Consider the following 22,503-nt stretch of genomic DNA (forward strand, 5'->3'; position numbering starts at 1 on the left):
TGGGGCTGCTGGGTACGCCCGCCAGGGTGAACGGCCCCCGGCCCGGGTCGGATTCACCCGCCGGAGGCCTGCCGGCCGTGGTCCCTGACCGACTTCTCGACGGTCCGCGCACACGCGGTGAACATCTCGATCTGGTCAGGGGTCAGATCGCGTACGGAAATCTGCTCCAGGGTGCGCCACATGTCGGCGATGGGCTCCCGCAGCGCGCGGCCGGCGTCGGTGAGGTGGACCACCATGACCCGCCGGTCGTGCGGAGCGGGCTCCCGGGTGAGCAGTCCGGCCTCCTGCATGCGGCGCAGCGACTTGGAGACGGTGGAGTGGTCGAGTCCGGCCCGCTCCAGAAGTTCCGCCTGCGTCCGGCCGTCGCGGTCGAAGAGCTGCATCAGCAGCAGTTCCTGTCCCGGGTGCAGGTTCAGGGCGCGCAGCATGGCGGCGGCGTGGCCGCGGTGGGCACGGGCGAGCTGGAAGATGGCGTAGCTCAATCGCCCGTCACGCGCCGCGTCCGGCACTTCCGATGAGGTGGTGTCGGGCATTGCTGCTCCCTGGTCACAAGAGTGGGTGATCGGTCAGTTGACGGTGAGGACGATTTTGCCGCGGTTGTGGCCGGCGTCGCTGGCCTGCTGCGCCTTCGCGGCCTCCGCCAGCGGGTAGGTGGCGCTGATCGTCGTCACCAGTGTGCCGTCGGCTGCCTGCCGGGCCAGCTCGGCCAGCCGGGCCGCGGAGCGGCGCTGCGGGCCCTCGGCGAAGACGATGCCGAGTTCGGCGGCCCGGAAGTCCGCGGTGGTGACGATACGGCCGGTGCCGCCGCGCAAGGTGATGGAGTCCTCCAGGGCGCCCTTGCCCGCGGCGTCGAAGACGGCGTCCACCCCGCCGGGGGCGAGCGCGCGGACCCGCTGGACCAGGTCGGGCCCGTAGACCAGCGCGGTCGCGCCGAGCGAGGTGACGTACTCCTGGTTGGCCGGTCCGGCGGTGCCGATGACACGGGCGCCGCGTGCGACGGCGAGCTGGACGGCGATGGTGCCGAGCGCGCCGGACGCCCCGTGGATCAGCAGCGTCTCGCCCGAGGTGACGTCGAGCAGGTCCAGCACGCGTTCGGCGCCGTCGCTCGCCACGGGCAGGGCGGCGGCGTTCGTCCACTCCAGGCCGGCCGGCTTGGGCGCGAGGACGGCTGCGGGTGCCAGGGCGTACTGGGCGTAGGAGCCGGTGTCGGACCAGCCCAGGACCTCGTCCCCCACCTTCAGGTGGTCGACACCCTCACCGACGGCGTCGACCACACCGGCGATCTCCCCGCCGGGCACGGCGGGCAGCGTGGTGGGGAAGATCGCCTCCATCCCACCGGAGCGGATCTTGCCGTCCACCGGGTTGACGCCGACAGCCTGTACCCGCACACGGACCTGACCGGGGCCGGGCTGGGGGACGTCGATCTCGGCCTCGTGCAGGACCTCGGTGCCGCCGAACGCGTCGAAAACAATGGCCTTCATGACGGTGGTCTCCTCAGGTGGATGCCGCGCCGAACCACTTTCCGTGGCCAGCCACATAAAAGTAGCACCGATTATGTGGCTAGCCAAGTAATCACTCCGAGGGAACCCGGAGGCCGCCCTCCCGCCGCACGCCGAACTCGCACCACACGACCTTGCCGGGCCGCCGCTCACTCACCCCCCACCGGTCCGCGAACGCCGCCACGAGGAGCAGCCCACGCCCGCCCTCCCCGTCCCCCGCGTCGACAATCCCCGGCACACCGGGCCCGCTGTCGTGCACCTCGACACGGAGCACGTCGCCGTCGTACCGCAGGAAGAGCCGGAACCCCCGGCCGGGCGGAACGCCGTGCAGCAGGGCGTTGGTTGAAAGTTCGCTCACGCAGAGCAACACGTCCTCGCAGCGGAACCCCTCGGTCAAGTCCCAGTCGGTCAGGGCCCAGTGGGCGAACTTCCTGGCTGCGGGGACGGAACGGCGGTCACGGCGGAAGAACCGCTCTCTCATCACACAATGGCGAGTTGTCGCATTCACGAACCAACCGTCGCAGAGTGTGACTACGCTGGAACAGTGCGTGGCCCGGTACCAATTGCGCGTACCGGTCGCCGAGGATCAAGTACCGGTCTTAGTGGAGAGCTGAATGACATGAATCCCAGGAGCCGCTCGAAGAAGAACGCGTCCGCGATGAAGATGCTCGGCGCCCAGTTGGCGGTGTTCCGCAAGGCTGCGGGACACACGCAGAGAGCACTCGCCGCGCTCGCCAACCTCGATGAGGAGACCATCCGTTCGATCGAGACCGGGAGGCGAGCGCTCAAGCCGGACATCGCGGCGAAACTTGATGAACTGATCGACACCAAAGGCACGTTGTCGACCGGGCTGGCCAACTTGCCGGAGAGCGACCAGTTCCCGCTGTGGGCCGAGCAGTACGTGGACCATGAGCAAGAGGCGATCGCCATCTCCTCGTACGAGAACCAGGTGGTGCCCGGGCTGCTCCAGACCAGGCCCTACGCACAGGCCGTCTTCCGTAGCCGCGTACCCGCGTTCGACGAGGAGGAGATCGAAACCAAAACCAACGCGCGCATGGATCGTCAGGATGTCCTGCACCGCAAGGACGGGCCCACAGTCAGCTTCGTCATCTGGGAGCCGGTTCTCTCCTTCCCCCTCGGAGGCCCAGAGGTTCATCGCACCCAGTTGGAACACCTGCGCGCCTGCGCCGAACTACCAGGAGTATCCCTCCAGGTCCTTCCGCTGGACCGTGGCGAACATGCAGGGTTGGATGGCCCCTTCTTCGTGCTGGAAACCCCCGACCACCAGCATCTCGCTTACGCCGAATCCAACCGTGGCAGCCACTGGGTCTCCGACCCCGACGAGGTGTCCATCATGGCCCGCAAGTATGCGATGCTGCGTTCACAGGCCCTTTCACCCGAGGAGTCCAAGAGCCTGCTGGACCGTCTTCTGGGAGAACAATGAACACCACGCTTGGGTGGTTCAAGTCGAGCTACAGCGGCAGCGAAGGCGGCGCCTGCCTCGAAGTCGCCTACGACTGGCGGAAGTCCAGCTACAGCACCGAGCAGGGCGGCGCCTGCGTAGAGATCGCCCCCTGCCCCCACGCCGTCCACATCCGCGACTCCAAGAACCCCACCGGCCCCGTCCTCACCCTCGCGCCCGCCGCCTGGGCCACCTTCACCCCGTACGCGGCCAATTGACCGCAACCGCCCTGACGACGTCGGGAGCGCCGTCAGCCGCCCGCGCCGCCGTCGAGCAGCCAGTGGTGGCGTAGCCGTGATGCGCGGGGCGATGGGCTCGACCTGGGTGAGCGGGCCGACGACGCCGCCACTCCTTGAGCATGTCCCGGCTCCCCTTACTCGCTCGGCTCCGCCGCGCAGGCGAGGTCCTGGGACGGGCGCTGCCCGGCGGTCAGGAACGCCGTCACCGCGTCGTTCGCGCACGTGTTGGGGCCGAACGGATAGACCCCGTGCCCTCCTTGGTCGGCCGTCACCAGCGTGGCCCGCTTGCCGAACGCCCGCCGCAGCTCCAGGGCTCCGGCCAGCGGCGTCCCCGGGTCGCGTTCGTTCTGCGCCATGAGCACGTTCGACGGACCCCGGTCACCGATGCGTACGGGCGGCTCGACCCGCTCGGTCGGCCAGAACGCGCACGGATTCATGCTGGCCGTGGACCCGCCCAGCATGGGGTAGCGCACCCGGTCGACCGCGACGTTCTTCTGGTACTCCCGGACCGTCCCCGGCCAGCGGGAGTCACCGCAGACCACGTAGAAGCGGCCGGACATGAGGCCGTTCGGGTCCGCTGCCGGCAGGTTGAGCGGCGGCAGCGGCCGGTCCGTGTCGAGGGCCTGCCATATCTTGGCCAGCAGGGGCATGGTCGCGTCACTGTAGAGGAACTCGAACGTGGCCCCACGGAACGACGTTCCGTCGATGTCCTGGACCGGCTTCTCGTCCAACCGCTCCGCGAGATCGAAGAACTTCGCGGTCACCTGCTCCGGCGTGCTGCCCAGGCCGTACTCGGGACGTGCGGCCGCGAACGCCGCGAAGTCCGGGAACCGGTCCTCCAGTCCCCGGGCGAACCTCCGCATGGCCGTGACGTCGTAACCGCCGGGGCCCAGGTTGCTGTCGAGCACGATCCGGTCGCCGCGCCCGGGGAACATCGTCGCGTACACCGCGCCGAGGTAGGTGCCGTAGGAGTGACCGAGGTACGAGAGCTTCGGCTCGCCCAGCGCCGCCCGGATCCGGTCCATGTCGCGCGCGGTGTTCGCGGTGGTGGTGTGCGGCAGCATCCCCGCCGTCCGCGAGGTGGCGCACTGTTCGGCGACGGTCCGGGCGTGCCCCACCTCCCGGACCACATCGGCATCGGTGTGCGCGTACGGGGCGAAGTTGCCGCGTGCCTGCTGCTCCGGCGTCAGATCGCAGGTCACCGGCGCGCTGCGGCCGACGCCACGCGGGTCGAAGCCGATCACGTCGTAGGCGTCCAGCACCCCCTGCGGCAGCCCCGAGGCGGCGAGAACGGCCGGGTAGTCGAGCCCCCCGCCGCCGGGGCCGCCCGGATTGGTCAGCAGTACGCCGCGGCGCTGGGCCGGATTCTCGCTCGCCAGCCGGGAGATCGCGATCTCGATCTGCCGGCCGCCGGGATCCCGGTAGTCCAGCGGTACTTCGAGCGTCGAGCACTCAAGGTGGGGCGCGACGACGTCCTCCGGGCACAGGCCCCACCGTACGGTGTCCGGCGTCGCCGCCACCGACACTCCCGGGATCGCGGTCGCCGCCACCGTGAGGGCGGCGAGGGCGAGGGACAGGGTTCTGTTCATCTGGATGTCCTCCTGAGGGGCGCACGGGGGCCGCCGGTACGGGCGGGCGCGGGACGGCCCGGTGACCGCCCGTTCACGTGGGCCGGCACGTCGGTCCGGGCGGAGTTACGGGGCCGAGGGCGGCCGGACCGAGCGCGTACACGGCGCAGTCCTCTTGTCCGGTTGCCTCGGCCGTGAACGAGTCTGTCCGCGCGGCGCGGCCGGCACATCAGCCCAGCGGATCGGACCGACACCGCCCACGGTCGGGGCGATGACACGACTTTGGTCAGGGAACATCAGCCGTTGGTCCGGCTCACCGGCCACCCCCGTTTCGCGATACTGGCCCGGTGAACAGCGACGGTGCGCCACGGCTCGGGTGGTGGGAGCAGGCCTGGCCGCTGGCGGCGGCCACGGCGGTGGGCGTGCCGATCTGGCTCTCCACCGGTGTGCTGCTGTACCGGCAGACAGCCGAATCGAACTCCTGGCTCCTCACCGGTGATCCGCTGGTGGCGCTCGGCTGCCTGACGGCGCTTCTGTGGCGGCGGCGGTTCCCGCTCGCCGTCGCCATGACGGTCGCGGTCGCCTCGACCATGTCGTCACTGGCCACCGGCACCGTGCTCGTGGCGCTGTGCTCGCTCTCCACCCGTCGCCGCCCGGTGGAGATCGGCGCCGTCGGGCTGGCCTACGTGACCGCGTCGCAGTTCGCCGCCTTGCTCTACCCGGTCGAGATCCCGCCAGGCTCGTGGTGGGCCCTGCTCGTGTTCCCGGCACTTACGGCGGGCACCGCGGCGGCCGTGGGCATGGCCGTCGGCGCGCGCCGGGCCGAAGTGCGGTCGCTGCGGGACCGGGCGGAGAGCGCGGAACGGGAACAGACGGCCCGCGCGGCGCAGGCACGGGCCCGGGAACGGAACCGGATCGCCCGCGAGATGCACGACGTGCTCGCGCACCGGATCTCCCTGGTCGCCATGCAGGCCGGAGCGCTGGACCACCGCGGCGACCTCACGGCCGAGGAGAACCGCGTGCTGATCCGCGGCATCGCCGACGGCTCCCAGCAGGCCCTGGAAGAGCTACGGGACGTCCTCGGTGTGCTCCGGGCCGACCCGGACCGCCCGGAACCACCGCAGCCCTCCCTCGACCGGATACCCGCACTCGCGGCCGAAGCCCGTGCGTCCGGACTGGACGTCACGCTCACGACCGCCGTGACGGGAAATCCGTCCGACATCGTCGGACGGACCTGCTACCGGATCGTCCAGGAAGGACTGACCAACGCCGCCAAACACGCCCCGGGCGCACCCGTCCACATCACTCTCGGAGGAACGGCGGGCGACGGACTGGACGTCAGCGTCCGCAATTCCGCAGCGGCCGCAGCCTCGGCCACTGCGGGGAGCGCGCGGCCACCGGCATCGGGATTCGGTCTGCTCGGCCTCACCGAACGCGTCGGCCTCGCCGGCGGACAACTCTCCCATCACCCCACGTCCGACAACGGATATGTGCTCAGCGCACAACTACCCTGGCCGGACCCGGCCCACGAGAAGGGAGCCTGAGTGGACAGCGAACGGGAGCCGGTGCGGGTCGTCATCGTCGACGACGACCAGCTGGTACGCATGGTGCTGCGGCTCGTCATCGACGGCGAACCGGACCTGACCGTCGTCGCGGAGGCGGCGGACGGGGACGCCGCGATCACCGTGGTGGACGAGCAGCGGCCGGACGTCGTGCTGATGGACGTACGGATGCCCGGCCGTGACGGTCTCAGCGCGACCCGGGAGATCCTCACCCGGCCGGCGCCGCCCCGGGTGCTCGTCCTGACCACCTTCGACTCCGACGATCTGGTGCTCGGCGCGCTGGAGGCCGGCGCCCTCGGGTTCGTCCTCAAGGACACCCAGCCGTCGCGGATCCTCGACGCGGTACGGACCGTCGCGGGCGGCAGCCCCGCGCTGTCTCCGGCGGCCACGGCACGGGTGATCGCCGCGGCCACCGGCCCGGGGTCGTCCCACGCTCGCGGCTCGTCCCGCGAGGCCGCGCGGAAGAAGCTGTCCGGACTGACCGAACGGGAACGCGAAACCGCCCGGGCCATCGCGGACGGACTGGCCAACCCGGAGATCGCCCGGCGGCTGCGGATCAGCGTCGCCACCGTCAAGGCGCACACCGGCAACCTGTTCAGCAAACTGGCGGTGGAGAACCGGGTGCAGATCGCACTCCTGGTCCGCGACGCGGAGGAATGACCCCGCGCCGGGGCGCCCCTCAAGCGCACCGCCACCCTTTCCGCACCCCGCCAACCTTTCCGCCCCCGGCTCCGACATCACCGTCGTCAACCGGGCCATCGGCGGGCGCAGTTCGCGTTCCTTCGTCGAGCAGGGGCGGCTCGCCTCGATCCACCAGGTCATCAAGCCGGGCGACTACCTCTTCGTACAGTTCGGCCACAACGACGCCACCGTCGGCAACGCCGAGCGCTACACCCCGCCCGCCGACTACAAGGAGTACCTGCGCAACGACTACATCCGGGCCACCCGCGCCCGAGGGGCGACCCCGGTCGTGGTGACTCCGGTGTCGCGGCGGTCGTACAACGCGTCCACCGGGCAGTTCAACGTCTCGTTCCCCGCGTACGTCGACGCCGCCAAGGCCGTCGCCGCCAAGGAGGGCGCGCCGCTGGTCGACCTGTCCGCGCTCAGCCGCGCCTACCTCAACGGCATCGGGATCGAGGCGTCCAAGAACGTCTTCCTGTGGCTGAACCGTTCCTAAGGACTGAGCGGGAGTGAGTCCTGTTGGCAGGACTCGTGCTCAGCCGAACGTCCCGAACGGTGTTGGGCGTTCTGGTTGCCCGCGTTCGCTCCGTGTCCGGGCGGCACGGATCGTGTCCGTGGTCCGGGAATACGGGGGCGGGGTTCCTCACGCCCAGGGACACCCGGTGGGGCCTGGACGGTCCGATGCCCGTAACGATCGCTCCGGTCGTTAGGGGGCGGTGCCGTCCGTCGCCGGACCGGGTGTCCCTGGGCGCGCCGTCCGATCGCGATGCTCGCCGCATCGTGCCGGGTGGTTTTGCGTCGTGGGGTGGTGAGGGGTTTCTGCCAGTGCTGGGCGCCCCAGCGGGAGGTGTAGGCCGGGTCCACCGCGACAATCGTGACCGCGTGTTCGGCGGCCATCGACACCAGGCGGGCCCGGAGCTTCGCGGTGGGAAAACGGGAGATCAATCGGCGGAAGCGCTTTTTGTGGCCGTGCTTCTCACGGGTCTTCTCCCCGCCGAAGTCGAGGTCCTCGACCGCGATCGCCTTCACCCCGCATCGGCGGGCCCAGTGGAGGAGGCGGGTGAGGGCGTGGCGGATCTGCGCGTCCCAGTGGGCGGCGGTGCCGGTCAGGTCATAGGAGAAGCGGTGCGGGTCACCGACCGGGTTGCCGTGCGGGTCAAGGTGCCAGGCGGCGAGGTGGTCGTCGTTCATGTCCACCCCGACACACCCCGCCGCCAGCGCCGCCCCCAACGGCAGGACCGGCACATTCTTGCGCTGCCAGGCGGCGGTGACGTACCAGCGGTCGCGGTCGGTGTCGTGGTGCAGGGTGTAGGCGACGGCCCGGTTCCCGGCGATCCGGTCGGCCCATTCTTCGCCCCGGTACGGGAAGACCACCGGCCGCTCCAGGACGAACCGGCCGTGCGGCGCGTTCGCCAGATGCGCCAGCGGCGCGGGGAGTTTGAGGGAGAGCTGCCCGTCAGGGGTGACGCGGATGGTTTCGTTGCCGTACCGCTTGCCCGACTCCCCGTCCGCCGACAGGAACAGGCGCGCCGCCTCCCACCGACGCCGCCACTCCTCCTCGGTCAGCCGCGCCTCGGCAAGGTGGTGGCGGGTGTTCGCCAGACGCCTACCGCCCCGCACCACCCGCACCCGCCCCGCCCGCCACTCCGCCACCGCCCGCGCGTGCCGCGCCTCCAAGACGGTCAGGCGCCGGGACTTGGCGTGCCACTCACGCCGCGAACGGTAACCACCCGGCGCACGCTTGCTGCCCTTCTCGCCGACCGGCAGGGACAGTCGGTGGCGGACCGTCGCGATCCCCGCCTCCAGCCCGCGGATGTGCGTGGCCAGGCTCCGGCGGGCCAGGGCCCACTGGTCGTGGGTGGCCTTGGTGATGCTCCCGGCCCACCGCGACGACGAACGCCCCGTCAACGCCCGCTTGCGTACCGCCCAGCGCTCCGCGTCATGATCCAGGCCATCACGGCAGCGTGCCGCCAGATCCCCCGACGCCAACGACCCCAACCAGCCGCCCACCTCACCCAGCACCCGCTCCTCGGCGGCCGACACCCGCAGCCGGGCACGCACCGCGACACCCGCCGGGCCGGGCACGACAAACGGCGCGGTGAGCCCTCGAAGGTCCGCCACCCATCCCACCCCCTCTGCGATCTCCGGGCCCCCGAGTTCGGCACCGGCATCCCGTGTCGAACAAGACAACGAACCACCGGGTCAAAAGTCACCCCACCAGCCCAACCGCCACCCACCCCCACCGGAACAGGACCGGGAACCCGACGCAGCCCAGACTCACCCCCGCACACTCATAGTCCCTAGAACTCACTTACCTGGCAGCAGTTCCAAACCCGGGCAGTACCCCAACTTCCCGAACGGCGTCTCGGACGACACCCACTTCCAGCAGAACGGCGCCGCCCAGATGTCCCGTCTGGTCGCCCAGGCCGTGGCGCGGCTCGGACTGCCTCTCTCCGGGGAAGTCAAGCCCGCCACTCTCTGATTCCCGTACCCCACGCGCCCCACGCCGTGCTTCGATGGCGCGATGGATCACACCCCCGTACAACTGCCTGTCCTGCACTGGGGTCGACAGGACGCGCCCCGGCGCGTCCTGCTGCTCCACGGTCTCACCTCGGCGGCGGCCTGCTGGTGGCGCGTGGCGGACGAACTCGCCGGCGCGGGCTGGTCGGTCACCGCCCCGGACCTCCGGGGGCACGGGCTCGCGCCACGGACCCGGCGTTACGACATCGACGGGTTCGTGGCCGACGTGCTGCCCATCCGGCCGCCCGGCGGATCAGCGGCGTGGGACCTCGTCGTCGGGCACTCCCTGGGCGGTCTCGTCACCATCGCCGCCGCCAGCGCCGACCACGGCTGGGCGGACCGGCTGCTGCTGCTCGACCCCGTCATCACCGTACGGGAGGAGATGATCGAGGGCTTCGTCCGCTCGGTCTCCGCCGAGGTACGGAACGCCGACCCGGAGCAGATGCTCAGGGAGAACCCGCACTGGCACCCCGAGGACGCCTGTCTGAAGGCGCAGGCGGCGCGCCGGACCACGCCGTACGTGGTCGAGACACTCCTGCGGGACAACGGTCCGTGGTCGTACGAGAAGGCGCTGGCCGCGTATCCGGGGCCCGTCACCGTGCTCGCCGCCGACCCGAGCCGGCACGGGGTCTTCAGCCCCGACGAGGGCCGCCGGATCGAGCAGGTCAACTCCGGGTTCCGCTGGTCGGTGGTGGAAGGGGCGGGGCACTCCGTGTACCGGGACAACCCGGACGCGGTGATCGCGGCGGCGCTGCGCTCCCCCTGATCCTCCGATCGCCGGTCCGATGAGTTCGGGCCGTGTCGGAAGTCCTCCTTCACACCGCATCCCGGAGAAGGTGGACCGTATGAACAGCCTGAGCGATGTCCTTGATTCCCATGTCAACAGCGGATCCGTACCCGGCGTGGTGGGCCTGGTGGCGCACGGCGCCGGGCGGGATCCCGAGGTGGCGGCGGTCGGTTCCGTCGATACGGCCGGGGGCGCTCCGATGGCCCGGGACACGATCTTCCGGATCGCGTCGGCCACCAAGCCGATCACCGCCGCCGCGCTCATGATGCTGGTCGACGACGGGCGGATCGGGCTGCACGACCCGGTGGCGCGGTGGCTGCCGGAGCTGGCCGCGCCGCGTGTCGTCCGTACGCCCGGGAGCCCGGTCGACGACGTGGTCCCGGCCATCGCGCCGATCACCGTCTTCGACCTGCTCACCTTCCGCGCCGGGTACGGCTTCCCCGCCGACTTCTCGCTCCCCGCGGTCCGGCTGCTCTTCGAGGAGCTGACCCAGGGGACGCCGGAACCGCTGCATCTGACGGCGCCCGGCACGTGGATGGAGAAGCTGTCGCGGATCCCGCTGCTGCACCAGCCGGGCGAGGCGTGGCTCTACAACACGTGCTCCGACATCCAGGGCGTGCTGATCGCCCGGGTCGCGGGCCGGTCGCTGCCGGAGTTCCTGGCGGAGCGGCTGTTCGAACCGCTGGGCATGACGGACACCGGATTCGCCGTGCCGGCCGCGAAGCTCGACCGCTTCACCAGCTACTACAAGAGGGACGGGGAGAGCGGCCCCGGCGACGGCCTCGACCTGATCGACGCCCCGGACGGGCAGTGGAGCACCCCGCCGTCGTTCCCGTCCGGCGCGGGCGGGCTGGTGTCGACCGCCGACGACCTGTACGCCTTCGCGCGGATGCTGCTCGCCGAGGGGCGCGCGGGCGGCCGGACGCTGCTGTCGCCCGAGTCGGTGGCGCGGATGACCACGGACCACCTCACCCCGGCGCAGCGCGAGGCGAGCGGACTGTTCACGGAGGGGCAGGGGTGGGGGTTCGGCGGCTCGGTGGACGTCGTGGAGTCCGCGCCCTGGAACGTACGGGGCCGGTACGGCTGGGTCGGCGGTACGGGAACGGCCGCGCACCTCGTCCCGTCCACCGGCGCGGTGACGATCCTGCTCAGCCAGGTGGCGATGACCGGTCCGACCCCGCCCACCCTGATGCGCGACTTCTGGCGGTACGCGGCGGAGGCGGGCGGCGCCGTGCGGTGACCGGCGCTCCGCCGTGACCGGCGCTCCGCCGTGACCGGCGCTCCGCCGTGACCGGCCCGGCGCCGTCGGGCGTCAGCCCACCCGCTTGCCCCGCAGCACCCGCCACAGCACCCATGCCTGGGCGAGGCCCCCGACCGTCAGGAGCGGCAGATACGCCGCGTCCGGGAGCGGCAGCACGGTCAACGGGACGGAGATCGGCAGCGTCGCCCCGATCAGCCAGACACCCGCGAACCCGGGGTCGTCGAACAGGATGAGCGCCCCGATCCAGAGGGCGAGTCCCACGACGAGCGCGGCGTAGGCGCCGCCGATCCACAGGGCGACGCGTCCGCGCTCGTAGTGGGCCGGTCCCTGGAAGGCCATGGTCATGGCTCGTCTCTCCTCGTGTACGGCGGAGTCCGCTCCGGATCTCCTGTACTTCAAGGATCACGCCGCCGGGGGCGGACCGGCATCCGTACACCTACTCAGTGCGCGCTGGGTACGCTCGCCGGCCACCCCCGCCGCGCCCGCGCGGTCATGGCCGGACCGCCGCCGACCCCCGTATCTCCGGGTACGCCACCTCCTCGGGCAGCCGGTAGCCCAGTTCCGTCAGCCGCGCCGCGACGTCCGCCGGGGTGCGGCCCGTCAGGCTCGCGCAGCACAGGACGTTCTCCAGGAGCACGTCGTCCAGGAGGGAGCGGTCGGGATCGAGGGACTTCAGCAGTTGGACGTCCGCCTCCTCGGCGACCTCCGGCAGCCGCGCGTGTTCGGGCAGCCGGTGGCCCAGCTCGGCCAGCCGTCCGGCGACGTCCGCGGGGCTCCGGCCGGTGGCCAGGGCCGCGCGCAGGACGTGCCGCGGCTGTACGCCGACGACACCGTTCGCGGCCGACCAGGGGGCCCGGCCGTCGAGGTGTTCGCTGAGGATGACGAAGTCGTCCGCCTCCGGGGTGTCCGGCACGCCCGTCGGGACGTGGTGCCCCAGCTCCGTCAGGCGGGCGACGATCTCCGCCGGGGTACGGTCCAGCTCCCGGGCGACGGAGAGGATGTGCCCGACGGCGGCACGCCCGTCCCCGATGATCCGCTCGTCCTCCGCCGCCGGGGTGTACGGCAGCCGGCAGCCCAGCTCGGCCAGCCGCTTCGCGGCGGTGTGCGGGCCGCACCCCAGGAGGGCCGCCGCGGAGATCACCTGCCGCGCGCTCACCTCCGCGCCGCGCTCCAGCCACGTCCCGCTGCCTCGGGCGTTCGTGCGGATCAGCATGATGTCCCGGGGGTCGGGGGTCTCGGGCAGCGGTGGGGCACCGGTGCCTCCCTCGATCCGGTAGCCGAAGGAGATCAGCGTCCGCTCGACATCGGCGGGACTCCGGCCCACCCGTCCGGCCGCGTCGAGTATGTGCCGCAGCGGCACCGGCGCGCCGGCATCGATCCAGCGGAGGTGGTGGTCCGTCCTGCCTCCCGCATTGGACAGCAGGGCGTCGTCGGGTGTGACCCTCCCGGGCAACGGGCCTTCGGGCAGCGCGATGTCGGCGAACCCCAGCGCGGTCAGCCGGGCCACCACGGCGTCGGCGCTCCACCCCATCCCTGCCGCCGCGTACAGGACATGCCCGTACGGCACCGTTCTGTCGGTCGTCCACCAGGGCGCCTTGCCGGCCAGCCGGAGACTGGTGATCCGGTTGTCGTCCGGATCCTCGAACTCGGGGGTGTGCCTCATCGTGACACCTTTCGAAGCGGTGTGAGGGCGGGAACGGCGGCGGGAACGCCCGCGGGCGCGGCGGCGGGAACGCCCGCGGCTACGGCGCTCATTCGGCCACCGCGACATAGCGGCCGTGGTCCTCCTCGGCGAATTCGAGAAGGTCCTCGTCCTCGTCGTTCCGCCCGCGCAGATGCACCCGGACCCCCGCCGGTTCCAGCGTCGTCCACAGCCGCAGCATCATGTCCCGGCTGAGGAAGTGGTGGGAGAGGTCGAGCAGTTCGAGGTGGGTCAGCGACTGCCCGCGCAGCAGCGCCTCCGCGCCCGTGTCGGAGAGCGTGCCCATCGACAGGCTCAGCGAGGTCAACTGCTCCACGACCGGTGCGGAGGCGAACGCGGCGGCCATCTCGTCCTGGACGGGGCTGTTCTGGACCCCCAGGTGACGCAGGCTCGGCTTGCCGACTCCCGCGAGCAGCGGGGCGAGGTCCTCGACCGTGGTGCCGCCCCCGTACTCGTCGTCGCCGAGCCACAGCTCCAGGCGCTCCAGCGCGGGCAGTTCGGCCGCGGCGATGTGTGCCGCCGCCTCCCGGGGCAGGCCGCCCGACTCGACGCGCAGCACCCGCAGTTCCTGGTGGCCCGTCACGGGGAAGTCCAGGCCGTCCCCACCGCGTACGGCCAGCTCCCGCAGCCCGGGGAACGCCGCCAGGAACGGTGAGAGATCGCTCTGGCCTATCGTGGAGATCATCGCCTCGTCGTCCTCGACGTCACCGAGGAAGACCGCCTCCAGCGAGGTGAACCGGGAGCTCAGCTCGGTCAGGCAGCGCTCCCCGCCGCCCCCGTCGAAGTCGTACCAGGGGAAGCCGAGGATGACCGCCCGCACCTTCTCCAGCTCGACATTCCCGACGAAGCGCTCCCAGCAGACGTGGTAGTCCTCGTCGGACTCGTAGGGCCCGCACTGGAAGCGCCAGGCGACGGCCGCCGGGTCCGGCAGCTCCGCCGGGTGGGCGAACGGCGGGACGGTGAACGCGGGGAGCCCGTAGAACTCCCGGACATGCTGCACGTGCGACAAGATGAGGCTCCCGGGGCTCGGTTCGGGCCGCTTCCGACACCTGACGTTCTATCAGCAGCCACTGACAACCGGCCCGGGCCCCGTCGAACCGGCAGTTCAGAGCCGGTGCGCGGCCTCCGTCGCCCAGTACGTCAGGATCATGGAGGCGCCCGCGCGCTTGATCCCGGTCAGGGTCTCCAGGATCGCCGCGTCCCGGTCGATCCAGCCCTTCTCCGCCGCCGCCTCGACCATCGCGTACTCGCCGGAGATCTGGTACGCGGCGACCGGCAGGTCCGTGCCCTCCGCGATCCGCGCCAGGATGTCGAGGTAGGGCAGGGCCGGCTTGACCATCACCATGTCGGCGCCCTCTTCGACGTCGAGCGCCAGCTCGCGCAGGGCCTCGCGGGCGTTGGCCGGGTCCTGCTGGTACGTCTTGCGGTCGCCCCGGAGGGACGAGCCGACGGCCTCCCGGAACGGGCCGTAGAACGCCGACGCGTACTTCGCCGTGTACGCGAGAATCCCCACGTCCTCCTTGCCGATCGTGTCGAGCGCGTCGCGCACCACCCCGATCTGGCCGTCCATCATGCCGCTGGGGCCCACCACATGGACGCCCGCATCGGCCTGGACCTGCGCCATCTCCGCGTACCGCTCCAGGGTCGCGTCGTTGTCGACCCGGCCCTCGCCGTCCAGCACCCCGCAGTGGCCGTGGTCGGTGAACTCGTCCAGACAGAGGTCGGACATGACGACCAGGTCGTCGCCGACCTCGGCCTTCACGGCGCGGATGCCGGCCTGAAGGATCCCGTCGGGGTCCGTGCCGGCCGACCCCATGGCGTCCTTCTTGGCCTCTTCCGGTACGCCGAAGAGCATGATGCCGGAGACCCCCGCCGAGGCAGCCTCGACCGCCGCCTTCCGCAGCGTGTCCAGGGTGTGCTGGACGACACCGGGCATCGTGGAGATCGCCACGGGCTCGCTGATCCCCTCGCGGACGAACACGGGGAGGATCAGGTCCGCCGGGTGGACGCGGGTCTCCGCGACCATCCGGCGCATGACCGGGTTGACGCGCAGCCGGCGGGGCCGCGAACCGGGGAAGGATCCGTACTCAGTCATCGTCAGTCGCCTCTTGCCCCTCTGGGGTGTCCTTGCCGCTGCTCCGTGCGCGCGGGGCCACCTCCGACGATAGCCCCGGGCGCCCCATGGCCTTACCGACACCGGGACCGGAAACCCCGGAAACACCCGTCACGCACGGCGCGGCCCGGCCGCCTCAGCGACCGGGCCGCGCGCCCAGCGAAACTTACACACCAGAGGCCGTGGCCTCAGGTCGTCGTACGCCGTCTCCTGCTGCCCGGACGGCGCTCGCTCGGCCGGGTGACCGTTTCGCCGGCCTCCTTGGCCGCCTCCCGGCGCTGCGTGCCGAACGCGGCCAGCGCCTCCGCCAGCTTGTGCACCGACGGCTCCGGCGCCAGGACGTCGACGCGCAGCCCGTGCTCCTCGGCGGTCTTCGCCGTCGCGGGGCCGATGCAGGCGATCACCGTCACGTTGTGCGGCTTGCCCGCGATACCGACCAGGTTCCGGACCGTCGAGGACGAGGTGAACAGCACGGCGTCGAAGCCGCCGCCCTTGATCGCCTCGCGGGTCTCGGCCGGCGGCGGCGAGGCGCGCACGGTGCGGTACGCCGTGACGTCGTCGACCTCCCAGCCCAACTCGATCAGCCCGGCCACCAGCGTCTCCGTGGCGATGTCGGCGCGCGGCAGGAACACCCGGTCGATCGGGTCGAAGACCGGGTCGTACGGCGGCCAGTCCTCCAGCAGTCCGGCGGCGGACTGCTCACCGGAGGGCACCAGGTCGGGCTTCACACCGAAGTCGACCAGCGCCGCGGCGGTCTGCTCGCCCACCGCGGCGACCTTGATCCCGGCGAAGGCGCGGGCGTCGAGCCCGTACTCCTCGAACTTCTCCCGTACGGCCTTGACCGCGTTGACCGAGGTGAACGCGATCCACTCGTACCGCCCCGTGACCAGGCCCTTGACCGCGCGCTCCATCTGCTGGGGCGTACGCGGCGGCTCGACCGCGATGGTCGGGACCTCGTGCGGGACCGCGCCGTACGACCTGAGCTGGTCGGAGAGCGAGGCGGCCTGCTCCTTCGTGCGCGGGACGAGGACCTTCCAGCCGAAGAGCGGCTTGGACTCGAACCACGCGAGCTGATCGCGCTGGGCCGCGGCGCTGCGCTCCCCGACCACGGCTATGACCGGCCGGTGTCCCTCCGGCGACGGCAGCACCTTCGCCTGCTTCAGGATCTGCGCGATCGTCCCGAGCGTCGCGTTCCACGTCCGCTGGCGCGTGGTCGTACCGGCGACGGTGACGGTCATCGGGGTGTCCGGCTTGCGGCCGGCCGCGACCAGCTCACCGGCGGTGGCCGCCACCGACTCCAGGGTGGTGGAGACGACGACCGTGCCGTCGCTGGCGCCGACCTCGCTCCAGCAGCGCTCGCTGGCGGTCCTGGCGTCCACCATGCGTACGTCCGTGCCCTGTGCGTCGCGCAGCGGCACCCCGGCGTACGCCGGCACACCGACCGCGGCGGCGACGCCGGGGACGACCTCGAAGGGGATGCCCGCGGTGGCGCAGGCGAGCATCTCCGTGCCCGCGTCGCCGTCGAGCCCGGGGTCGCCCGCGACCGCACGGACCACCCGCCTGCCGCCCCGCGCGGCCTCCATGACAATATTGGCCGCATCCCGGATCGCGGGGATCCCGGCGGCTGCTGACGCATCGTCGACAACCGTCAGCGCAGGGGTGCTCACGCCGGCCCGCGCATGGCTCCGTACGACGTCGAGCACATCAGGCTCGGCGATCAGTACGTCCGCCCCCGCGAGCGCCTCGACGGCGCGGAGTGTCAGCAGACCCGGATCTCCGGGTCCGGCACCTAGGAAGGTGACGTGCCCCGATGCGGAGCAGGCCGGAAGGTCAGAGGTGGTGGGGCTCAATGTGCTCGCTCCCCCATAAGACCGGCCGCACCCTTGGCGAGCATCCCCGACGCGAGTTCGCGCCCGAGCGCGAGGGCGTCGTCGAGCGACGTGGGTACGGGACCGGTGATGGACTGCTGCACCAGCGTCGAGCCGTCGGTCGTGCCGACGACGCCGCGCAGGCGCATTTCGTTGACAACCTGTCCGTCGGCCAGCAGGTCGGCCAGCGCGCCCACAGGTGCGCTGCAGCCGGCCTCCAGGGCGGCGAGCAGGGAACGCTCGGCGGTCACGGCGACCCGGGTGTACGGGTCGTCGAGCCCGGCGAGCACAGCGGCGAGGTCCACGTTGACCGCGGCGCACTCCACTGCGAGGGCCCCCTGGCCGGGGGCCGGCAAAACGGTGTCGACCGGCAGGAGGTCGGTCACTTCGTCCGACCTGCCGATGCGATGGAGCCCGGCGGCGGCGAGCACGACGGCGTCGAGCTCCCCGCTGCGGACGTATCCGATCCGGGTGTCTATGTTCCCGCGGATCGGCACGGTCTCTATGGTCAGCCCATGACTGCGCGCGTACGCGTTGAGCTGGGCCGTGCGGCGCGGCGAACCCGTACCGACGCGGGCCCCGTCGGGCAGCCCCTTGAAGAGCAGCCCGTCCCGGGCGATCAGCGCGTCCCTGGGGTCCTCGCGGCGCGGCACGGCGGCCAGCGTCAGCTCGGCGGGCTGCGCCGTCGGCAGGTCCTTGAGGGAGTGCACGGCGAAGTCGACCTCGCCGCGCAGCACCGCGTCACGGAGCGCGGTGACGAAGACGCCGGTGCCGCCGATCTGCGCCAGGTGCTCGCGCGAGGTGTCGCCGTACGTGGTGATCTCGACCAGTTCGACGGGGCGCCCGGTGAGCCGGCGCACCGCCTCCGCCACCAGGCCGGACTGCGCCATGGCGAGCTTGCTGCGCCTCGTGCCCAGCCTCAGGGCCTTGTCGGGCCTCAACGGCTCTTCGGGCCGTGAGGCCGTCTCGGGCCTCAGTGCCTTCTCGGTCATACTCGCCCTCTGCCTACACCGTCGGTGTCATTCAGGTCGGCCCGGCTGACGGCGGCGACCGTCTGCGGGTCGAGGTCGAAGAGTTCACGCAGCGCGTCCGCGTACCCGGCGCCGCCGGGCTCGCTGGCGAGCTGCTTGACCCGCACGGTGGGCGCGTGCAGGAGTTTGTCGACAACGCGGCGCACGGTCCTGGTGACCTCGGCGCGCTGTTTCCCGTCGAGGCCGGGGAGCCTGCTGTCGAGGCGGGCGATCTCGCTGTTCACCACGTCGGCGGCCATGGCGCGCAGCGCGACCACGGTCGGGGTGATGTGGGCGGCGCGCTGGGCGGCGCCGAAGGCGGCCACCTCGTCGGAGACGATCGTGCGGACCTGGTCGACGTCGGCGGCCATGGGCGCGTCGGCGGACGCCTCGGCCAGCGTCTCGATGTCCACCAGCCGTGCGCCGCCGAGCCGGTGCACCCCGGCGTCGATGTCGCGGGGCATGGCGAGGTCGAGGAGGGCGAGCGGCGCCGGGCAGGCGCGGTCCCGCAGCGCGCCCTCGACGGCGTCGGCCGTCAGGACGAGGCCGGTGGCGCCGGTGCAGGAGACGACGACATCGGCGCGGGCCAGCTCGCCGGGGACGGCGCCCATGTCCACGGCGCGGGCGGTGACGCCCCCGCCGGACGCGGTCAGGCTGTACTGGGCCAGTATCTGGACGAGCCGCTCGGCCCGGCCGGCCGTGCGGTTGGCGACGACGATCTCGGCGACGCCGGCCCGGGCGAGGGTCGCGGCGGCCAGCGAGGACATGGAGCCCGCGCCGATCACCAGCGCGCGCTTGCCCTTGGCCCAGGCGTCCACGTCGGCGCCGGTGGCGAGCTGTTCGAGGCCGAAGGTGACAAGAGACTGCCCGGCCCGGTCGATCCCGGTCTCGCTGTGGGCCCGCTTGCCGACCCGCAGGGCCTGCTGGAACAGGTCGTTGAGGAGACGGCCCGCGGTGTGCAGCTCCTGGCCGAGCGCGAGCGTGTCCTTGATCTGGCCGAGGATCTGGCCCTCGCCGACGACCATCGAGTCCAGACCGCAGGCCACCGAGAAGAGGTGGTGGACGGCGCGGTCCTCGTAGTGCACGTAGAGATAGGGGGTCAGTTCGTCCAGCCCGACGCCGCTGTGCTGGGCGAGGAGGGTGGACAGCTCGGCGACCCCGGCGTGGAACTTGTCGACGTCGGCGTAGAGCTCGATGCGGTTGCAGGTGGCGAGGACGGTGGCCTCGGTCGCGGGCTCCGCGGCGAGGGTGTCCTGCAACAGCTTGACCTGCGCGTCCGCGGCGAGCGACGCGTGTTCGAGGACGCTCACCGGCGCGCTGCGGTGGCTCAGTCCGACGACCAGAAGACTCATGCCGGCATCACCGCGGGGACGTCCCCGTCGGGTCCCTTCCGGCCGGAGGGGGTGGCGTCGGCCGTCGTCTCCGTCACGCCCGCGGCGGTCTCGCGCTCGGCGGGCGTCATCGCCGCGAGGGCCGCCTCGGCGGCGGCGCCCTCACCGGCCTTGCGCTGCTCGTGGAAGGCGAGGATCTGGAGTTCGATGGAGAGGTCGACCTTGCGGACGTCCACACCGTCGGGCACCGACAGCACAGTCGGCGCGAAGTTGAGGATCGAGGTGACCCCGGCGGCGACCAGCCGCTCACAGACCTGCTGGGCGGCGCCCGCGGGGGTCGCGATGACCCCGATCGAGACGCCGTTGTCGCTGATGATCGTCTCCAGCTCGTCCGTGTGCTGGACGGGGATCCCCGCAACCGGCCGGCCCGCCATCGCGGGGTCGGCGTCGATCAGCGCGGCGACCCGGAAGCCGCGGGAGGCGAACCCGCCGTAGTTGGCGAGCGCGGCGCCGAGGTTACCGATCCCGACGATCACGACCGGCCAGTCCTGGGTCAGGCCCAGTTCGCGCGAGATCTGGTAGACGAGGTACTCGACGTCGTAGCCCACACCGCGGGTCCCGTAGGAGCCGAGGTACGAGAAGTCCTTGCGCAGCTTCGCGGAGTTGACCCCGGCGGCGGTGGCGAGCTCCTCGGAGGAGACCGTGGGTACCGAGCGCTCGGAGAGAGCGGTCAGCGCCCGCAGATACAGCGGAAGCCTGGCGACGGTGGCCTCGGGGATTCCTCGGCTACGGGTCGCCGGTCGGTGAGTTCGGCCAGTTGCCACGGTGCTCCAACGGGATGAGCTGGGCTGCAGGCGGCCGTATGTCCCAGGACCGCCCCGTCGAATGCAGGCTATGTCTTTGTGAACGCGTGCACAAAGATTGTGTCCGCTTTGTCCGAGCAAAGTGACCGGGGTCACGCGCCCCGATCCGGCCATCCCGGAACCGGGGACCGCTTCAGCCCGTTGCACACACGAAGGGGGCAAAACCGCACACACTCCTCACGAAATCCGCCCCCGCGACCGCTCCCGCACCCTCCCGGCACCGGTCCCCGAACCGGCGGCGATCCACCCCCGCGCCCGGGTCGCGCACGGGAGGACGATCACCGGAGAGAAGGCTGCAAAGCGCCCACGATGGTAGCCGTCTTTTGCCTCACGCCCCCAGTTCGCGCGGTGACTCACGCCCCCAGCTCGCGCCGGAGCCGCTCCGCGTCCACCCGCCAGAACGTGTGCTGCTCGCCGTCGACCAGCACCACCGGGATCTGCTCCCAGTAGGCACGGTGCAGCGTCTCGTCCCGCGTGATGTCCTTCTCCTCCCAGGAAGCACCGGTCTCGGCACAGACCGCCTCGACGACCGCGCGGGCGTCGTCGCAGAGATGGCACCCCGGTTTCGAGACAAGCGTCACCATCCGCTCGCCGGCCTTCTTCTTCGTCGTACGCCGCAACAAAGGACTCATGGCCCCCATTCTCCGCCCGGCGGGCGCCGGGACCCGCCGGTTGTCCACAACCGGACCCCGTTGGCATGATCACCGCATTAGCACACCGGTCACGGAGAGTTCACCCCTCGGCCTCCCCGCCCGTCCGGAACCACCGAACAGACTGGCTATGCTCACGCTATGGCCGCACTGGGATGGCTCACCCCCCGTAAGCGCTCCGCCACCGCGAGGAGCGTGCTCGCAGGCGAGGCCGCAGCCGAGGCAGGACTCAGGTCCACACAGGAGTCACAGGCCACCGAATCCGCCCCGGACACGGCCGCCGAGGTGCCGGACTTCCCCGTCGCCGGGGACGTACGCGCCGCCGCCTTCTTCGACCTCGACAACACCGTGATGCAGGGCGCCGCGATCTTCCACCTCGGCCGCGGCCTGTACAAGCGGAAGTTCTTCCAGCGCCGCGAGCTGGCCCGGTTCGCCTGGCAGCAGACCTGGTTCCGGCTCGCGGGCGTCGAGGACCCGGGCCACATGCAGGACGCCCGCGAGAGCGCCCTGTCCATCGTCAAGGGCCACCGCGTCTCCGAGCTGATGTCCATCGGCGAGGAGGTCTACGACGAATACATGGCCGACCGCATCTGGCCGGGCACCCGCGCCCTCGCCCAGGCCCACCTCGACGCCGGCCAGCAGGTCTGGCTGGTGACCGCCGCGCCCGTCGAGACCGCCACGATCATCGCCCGCCGCCTCGGCCTGACCGGCGCCCTCGGCACCGTCGCCGAGTCGGTCGACGGCGTCTACACCGGCCGGCTCGTCGGCGAACCGCTGCACGGCCCCGCCAAGGCCGAGGCCGTCCGCGCGCTCGCCGCCGCCGAGGACTTCGACCTGGACCGCTGCGCCGCGTACAGCGACTCGCACAACGACATCCCGATGCTCTCGCTGGTCGGACACCCGTACGCGATCAACCCCGACGCCAAGCTCCGCAAGCACGCGCGGAAACTGGACTGGCGGCTGCGCGACTACCGCACCGGCCGCAAGGCCGCCAAGGTCGGCATCCCGGCCGCGGCCGGGGTCGGCGCCCTCGCCGGCGGCACGGCCGCCGCGGTGGCCCTGCACCGCCGCCGGCGCTGACCCCCGGACAGACCCGGCGCGTCCGCCATTCGGCGCTCGACATTCAGCACATCAGGCACATCCGGCGTGTTCCGTATGTTTCGACACGCCGGGCGACACGACGGACGGCCCCGCGCGAACACGCGCGGGGCCGTCCGCACATCTGCACGCCGTCACTCAGCCACAACCCATCACGAGAGCAAGCAGATCTTGACGCAATCTGATCAATAAATGGTCACGATGTGCTACTAGATCCGCCCCCTAGGGGGCACGGAAGCGACGTAATCGATGATTTGAGCAACTGGGTGTAGCACTGCCTGTACGAAGC

Annotated in this window: 21 protein-coding genes and 1 pseudogene; 8 read left to right on the forward strand and 14 right to left on the reverse strand. The window is 71.6% G+C overall.

The window, feature by feature from the left end; translation table 11 throughout:
• Positions 1 to 53 precede the first annotated feature (53 nt).
• From ACFXKG_RS32385 to ACFXKG_RS32395, 3 genes are all read right to left on the reverse strand, one after another.
• Positions 54 to 533, reverse strand: coding sequence for a MarR family winged helix-turn-helix transcriptional regulator (locus ACFXKG_RS32385; RefSeq protein ID WP_384846612.1), 480 nt, complete (start codon positions 531 to 533; stop codon positions 54 to 56).
• Between the two features lie 33 nt (positions 534 to 566).
• On the reverse strand, positions 567 to 1,481 hold the full coding sequence (locus tag ACFXKG_RS32390) for an NADP-dependent oxidoreductase (protein ID WP_384846614.1): 915 nt from the start codon (positions 1,479 to 1,481) through the stop codon (positions 567 to 569).
• Between the two features lie 91 nt (positions 1,482 to 1,572).
• Positions 1,573 to 1,980: an ATP-binding protein gene (locus ACFXKG_RS32395; protein WP_384846616.1), complete on the reverse strand. Its 408-nt coding sequence runs from the start codon at positions 1,978 to 1,980 to the stop codon at positions 1,573 to 1,575.
• Positions 1,981 to 2,118: 138 nt separating this feature from the next.
• On the opposite strand from ACFXKG_RS32395, the gene ACFXKG_RS32400 reads away from it, so the two are divergent.
• Both ACFXKG_RS32400 and ACFXKG_RS32405 read left to right on the forward strand, forming a co-directional pair.
• Positions 2,119 to 2,943, forward strand: a complete 825-nt coding sequence (locus tag ACFXKG_RS32400) for a Scr1 family TA system antitoxin-like transcriptional regulator (RefSeq protein WP_384846618.1) — start codon at positions 2,119 to 2,121, stop codon at positions 2,941 to 2,943.
• Entirely contained in the window at positions 2,940 to 3,179 is a 240-nt protein-coding gene (locus tag ACFXKG_RS32405; protein WP_384846620.1) for a DUF397 domain-containing protein, read from the forward strand. Before ACFXKG_RS32400 ends, ACFXKG_RS32405 begins: the two co-directional genes overlap by 4 nt.
• Before the next feature lie 155 nt (positions 3,180 to 3,334).
• Here the strand turns inward: ACFXKG_RS32405 and ACFXKG_RS32410 are convergent, their stop codons facing one another.
• A complete protein-coding gene (locus ACFXKG_RS32410; protein WP_384846622.1) occupies positions 3,335 to 4,789 on the reverse strand; it encodes an alpha/beta hydrolase in 1,455 nt (484 codons plus the stop codon).
• A 326-nt stretch (positions 4,790 to 5,115) separates the two neighbouring features.
• Between ACFXKG_RS32410 and ACFXKG_RS32415 the strand changes: the two genes are divergently transcribed.
• The 3 genes and pseudogenes from ACFXKG_RS32415 to ACFXKG_RS32425 form a co-directional block, all read left to right on the forward strand.
• A complete protein-coding gene (locus ACFXKG_RS32415) occupies positions 5,116 to 6,312 on the forward strand; it encodes a sensor histidine kinase (protein WP_384846624.1) in 1,197 nt (398 codons plus the stop codon).
• Positions 6,313 to 6,990, forward strand: coding sequence for a response regulator (locus ACFXKG_RS32420; RefSeq protein WP_384846627.1), 678 nt, complete (start codon positions 6,313 to 6,315; stop codon positions 6,988 to 6,990).
• A 67-nt stretch (positions 6,991 to 7,057) separates the two neighbouring features.
• Positions 7,058 to 7,507 (forward strand): annotated as a pseudogene (locus ACFXKG_RS32425) (GDSL-type esterase/lipase family protein); the annotation flags it as partial.
• On the opposite strand, the gene ACFXKG_RS32430 reads toward ACFXKG_RS32425, so the two are convergent.
• Positions 7,504 to 9,132, reverse strand: a complete 1,629-nt coding sequence (locus ACFXKG_RS32430; protein WP_384846629.1) for an IS200/IS605 family accessory protein TnpB-related protein — start codon at positions 9,130 to 9,132, stop codon at positions 7,504 to 7,506. The pseudogene ACFXKG_RS32425 and the gene ACFXKG_RS32430 overlap by 4 nt on opposite strands.
• 403 nt (positions 9,133 to 9,535) lie before the next feature.
• Here ACFXKG_RS32430 and ACFXKG_RS32435 point away from each other — a divergent pair, with 403 nt between their 5' ends.
• Both ACFXKG_RS32435 and ACFXKG_RS32440 read left to right on the forward strand, forming a co-directional pair.
• Positions 9,536 to 10,297 carry an alpha/beta fold hydrolase gene (locus ACFXKG_RS32435; protein WP_384846631.1) on the forward strand — a complete coding sequence of 254 codons (762 nt, stop codon included), beginning with the start codon at positions 9,536 to 9,538 and terminating at the stop codon, positions 10,295 to 10,297.
• Between the two features lie 79 nt (positions 10,298 to 10,376).
• The gene (locus tag ACFXKG_RS32440) at positions 10,377 to 11,558 is read left to right on the forward strand and encodes a serine hydrolase domain-containing protein (RefSeq protein ID WP_384846633.1); all 1,182 of its coding nucleotides are present in this window, start codon (positions 10,377 to 10,379) and stop codon (positions 11,556 to 11,558) included.
• 72 nt (positions 11,559 to 11,630) lie between these two features.
• Here ACFXKG_RS32440 and ACFXKG_RS32445 read toward each other — a convergent pair whose 3' ends face one another.
• From ACFXKG_RS32445 to ACFXKG_RS32485, 9 genes are all read right to left on the reverse strand, one after another.
• Complete coding sequence (locus ACFXKG_RS32445) at positions 11,631 to 11,924, reverse strand: SCO4225 family membrane protein (protein ID WP_384846635.1); 294 nt, start codon at positions 11,922 to 11,924, stop codon at positions 11,631 to 11,633.
• 145 nt (positions 11,925 to 12,069) lie between these two features.
• The gene (locus ACFXKG_RS32450) at positions 12,070 to 13,242 is read right to left on the reverse strand and encodes a hypothetical protein (protein ID WP_384846637.1); all 1,173 of its coding nucleotides are present in this window, start codon (positions 13,240 to 13,242) and stop codon (positions 12,070 to 12,072) included.
• A gap of 88 nt (positions 13,243 to 13,330) precedes the next feature.
• Entirely contained in the window at positions 13,331 to 14,281 is a 951-nt protein-coding gene (locus tag ACFXKG_RS32455; protein WP_384846673.1) for an STM4015 family protein, read from the reverse strand.
• 105 nt (positions 14,282 to 14,386) lie between these two features.
• The gene (gene hemB / locus ACFXKG_RS32460; RefSeq protein ID WP_384846639.1) at positions 14,387 to 15,376 is read right to left on the reverse strand and encodes a porphobilinogen synthase; all 990 of its coding nucleotides are present in this window, start codon (positions 15,374 to 15,376) and stop codon (positions 14,387 to 14,389) included.
• A gap of 206 nt (positions 15,377 to 15,582) precedes the next feature.
• The gene (locus ACFXKG_RS32465) at positions 15,583 to 17,244 is read right to left on the reverse strand and encodes a uroporphyrinogen-III synthase (protein WP_384846641.1); all 1,662 of its coding nucleotides are present in this window, start codon (positions 17,242 to 17,244) and stop codon (positions 15,583 to 15,585) included.
• Entirely contained in the window at positions 17,241 to 18,254 is a 1,014-nt protein-coding gene (gene hemC / locus ACFXKG_RS32470) for a hydroxymethylbilane synthase (RefSeq protein ID WP_384846643.1), read from the reverse strand. The genes ACFXKG_RS32465 and hemC overlap by 4 nt, the downstream gene beginning before the upstream one ends.
• On the reverse strand, positions 18,251 to 19,624 hold the full coding sequence (locus tag ACFXKG_RS32475) for a glutamyl-tRNA reductase (RefSeq protein WP_384846645.1): 1,374 nt from the start codon (positions 19,622 to 19,624) through the stop codon (positions 18,251 to 18,253). The genes hemC and ACFXKG_RS32475 overlap by 4 nt, the downstream gene beginning before the upstream one ends.
• The gene (locus ACFXKG_RS32480; RefSeq protein WP_384846647.1) at positions 19,621 to 20,427 is read right to left on the reverse strand and encodes a redox-sensing transcriptional repressor Rex; all 807 of its coding nucleotides are present in this window, start codon (positions 20,425 to 20,427) and stop codon (positions 19,621 to 19,623) included. The genes ACFXKG_RS32475 and ACFXKG_RS32480 overlap by 4 nt, the downstream gene beginning before the upstream one ends.
• Positions 20,428 to 20,819: 392 nt before the next feature.
• Positions 20,820 to 21,098: a glutaredoxin family protein gene (locus ACFXKG_RS32485; protein ID WP_384846649.1), complete on the reverse strand. Its 279-nt coding sequence runs from the start codon at positions 21,096 to 21,098 to the stop codon at positions 20,820 to 20,822.
• 159 nt (positions 21,099 to 21,257) lie between these two features.
• Between ACFXKG_RS32485 and ACFXKG_RS32490 the strand changes: the two genes are divergently transcribed.
• Positions 21,258 to 22,196 (forward strand): HAD family hydrolase, encoded by a 939-nt coding sequence (locus tag ACFXKG_RS32490; protein WP_384846651.1) that lies wholly within the window; start codon positions 21,258 to 21,260, stop codon positions 22,194 to 22,196.
• Positions 22,197 to 22,503: the final 307 nt, after the last annotated feature.

It is taken from the genome of Streptomyces sp. NPDC059255 (assembly GCF_042752355.1).
Taxonomy (GTDB): Bacteria; Actinomycetota; Actinomycetes; order Streptomycetales; family Streptomycetaceae; genus Streptomyces.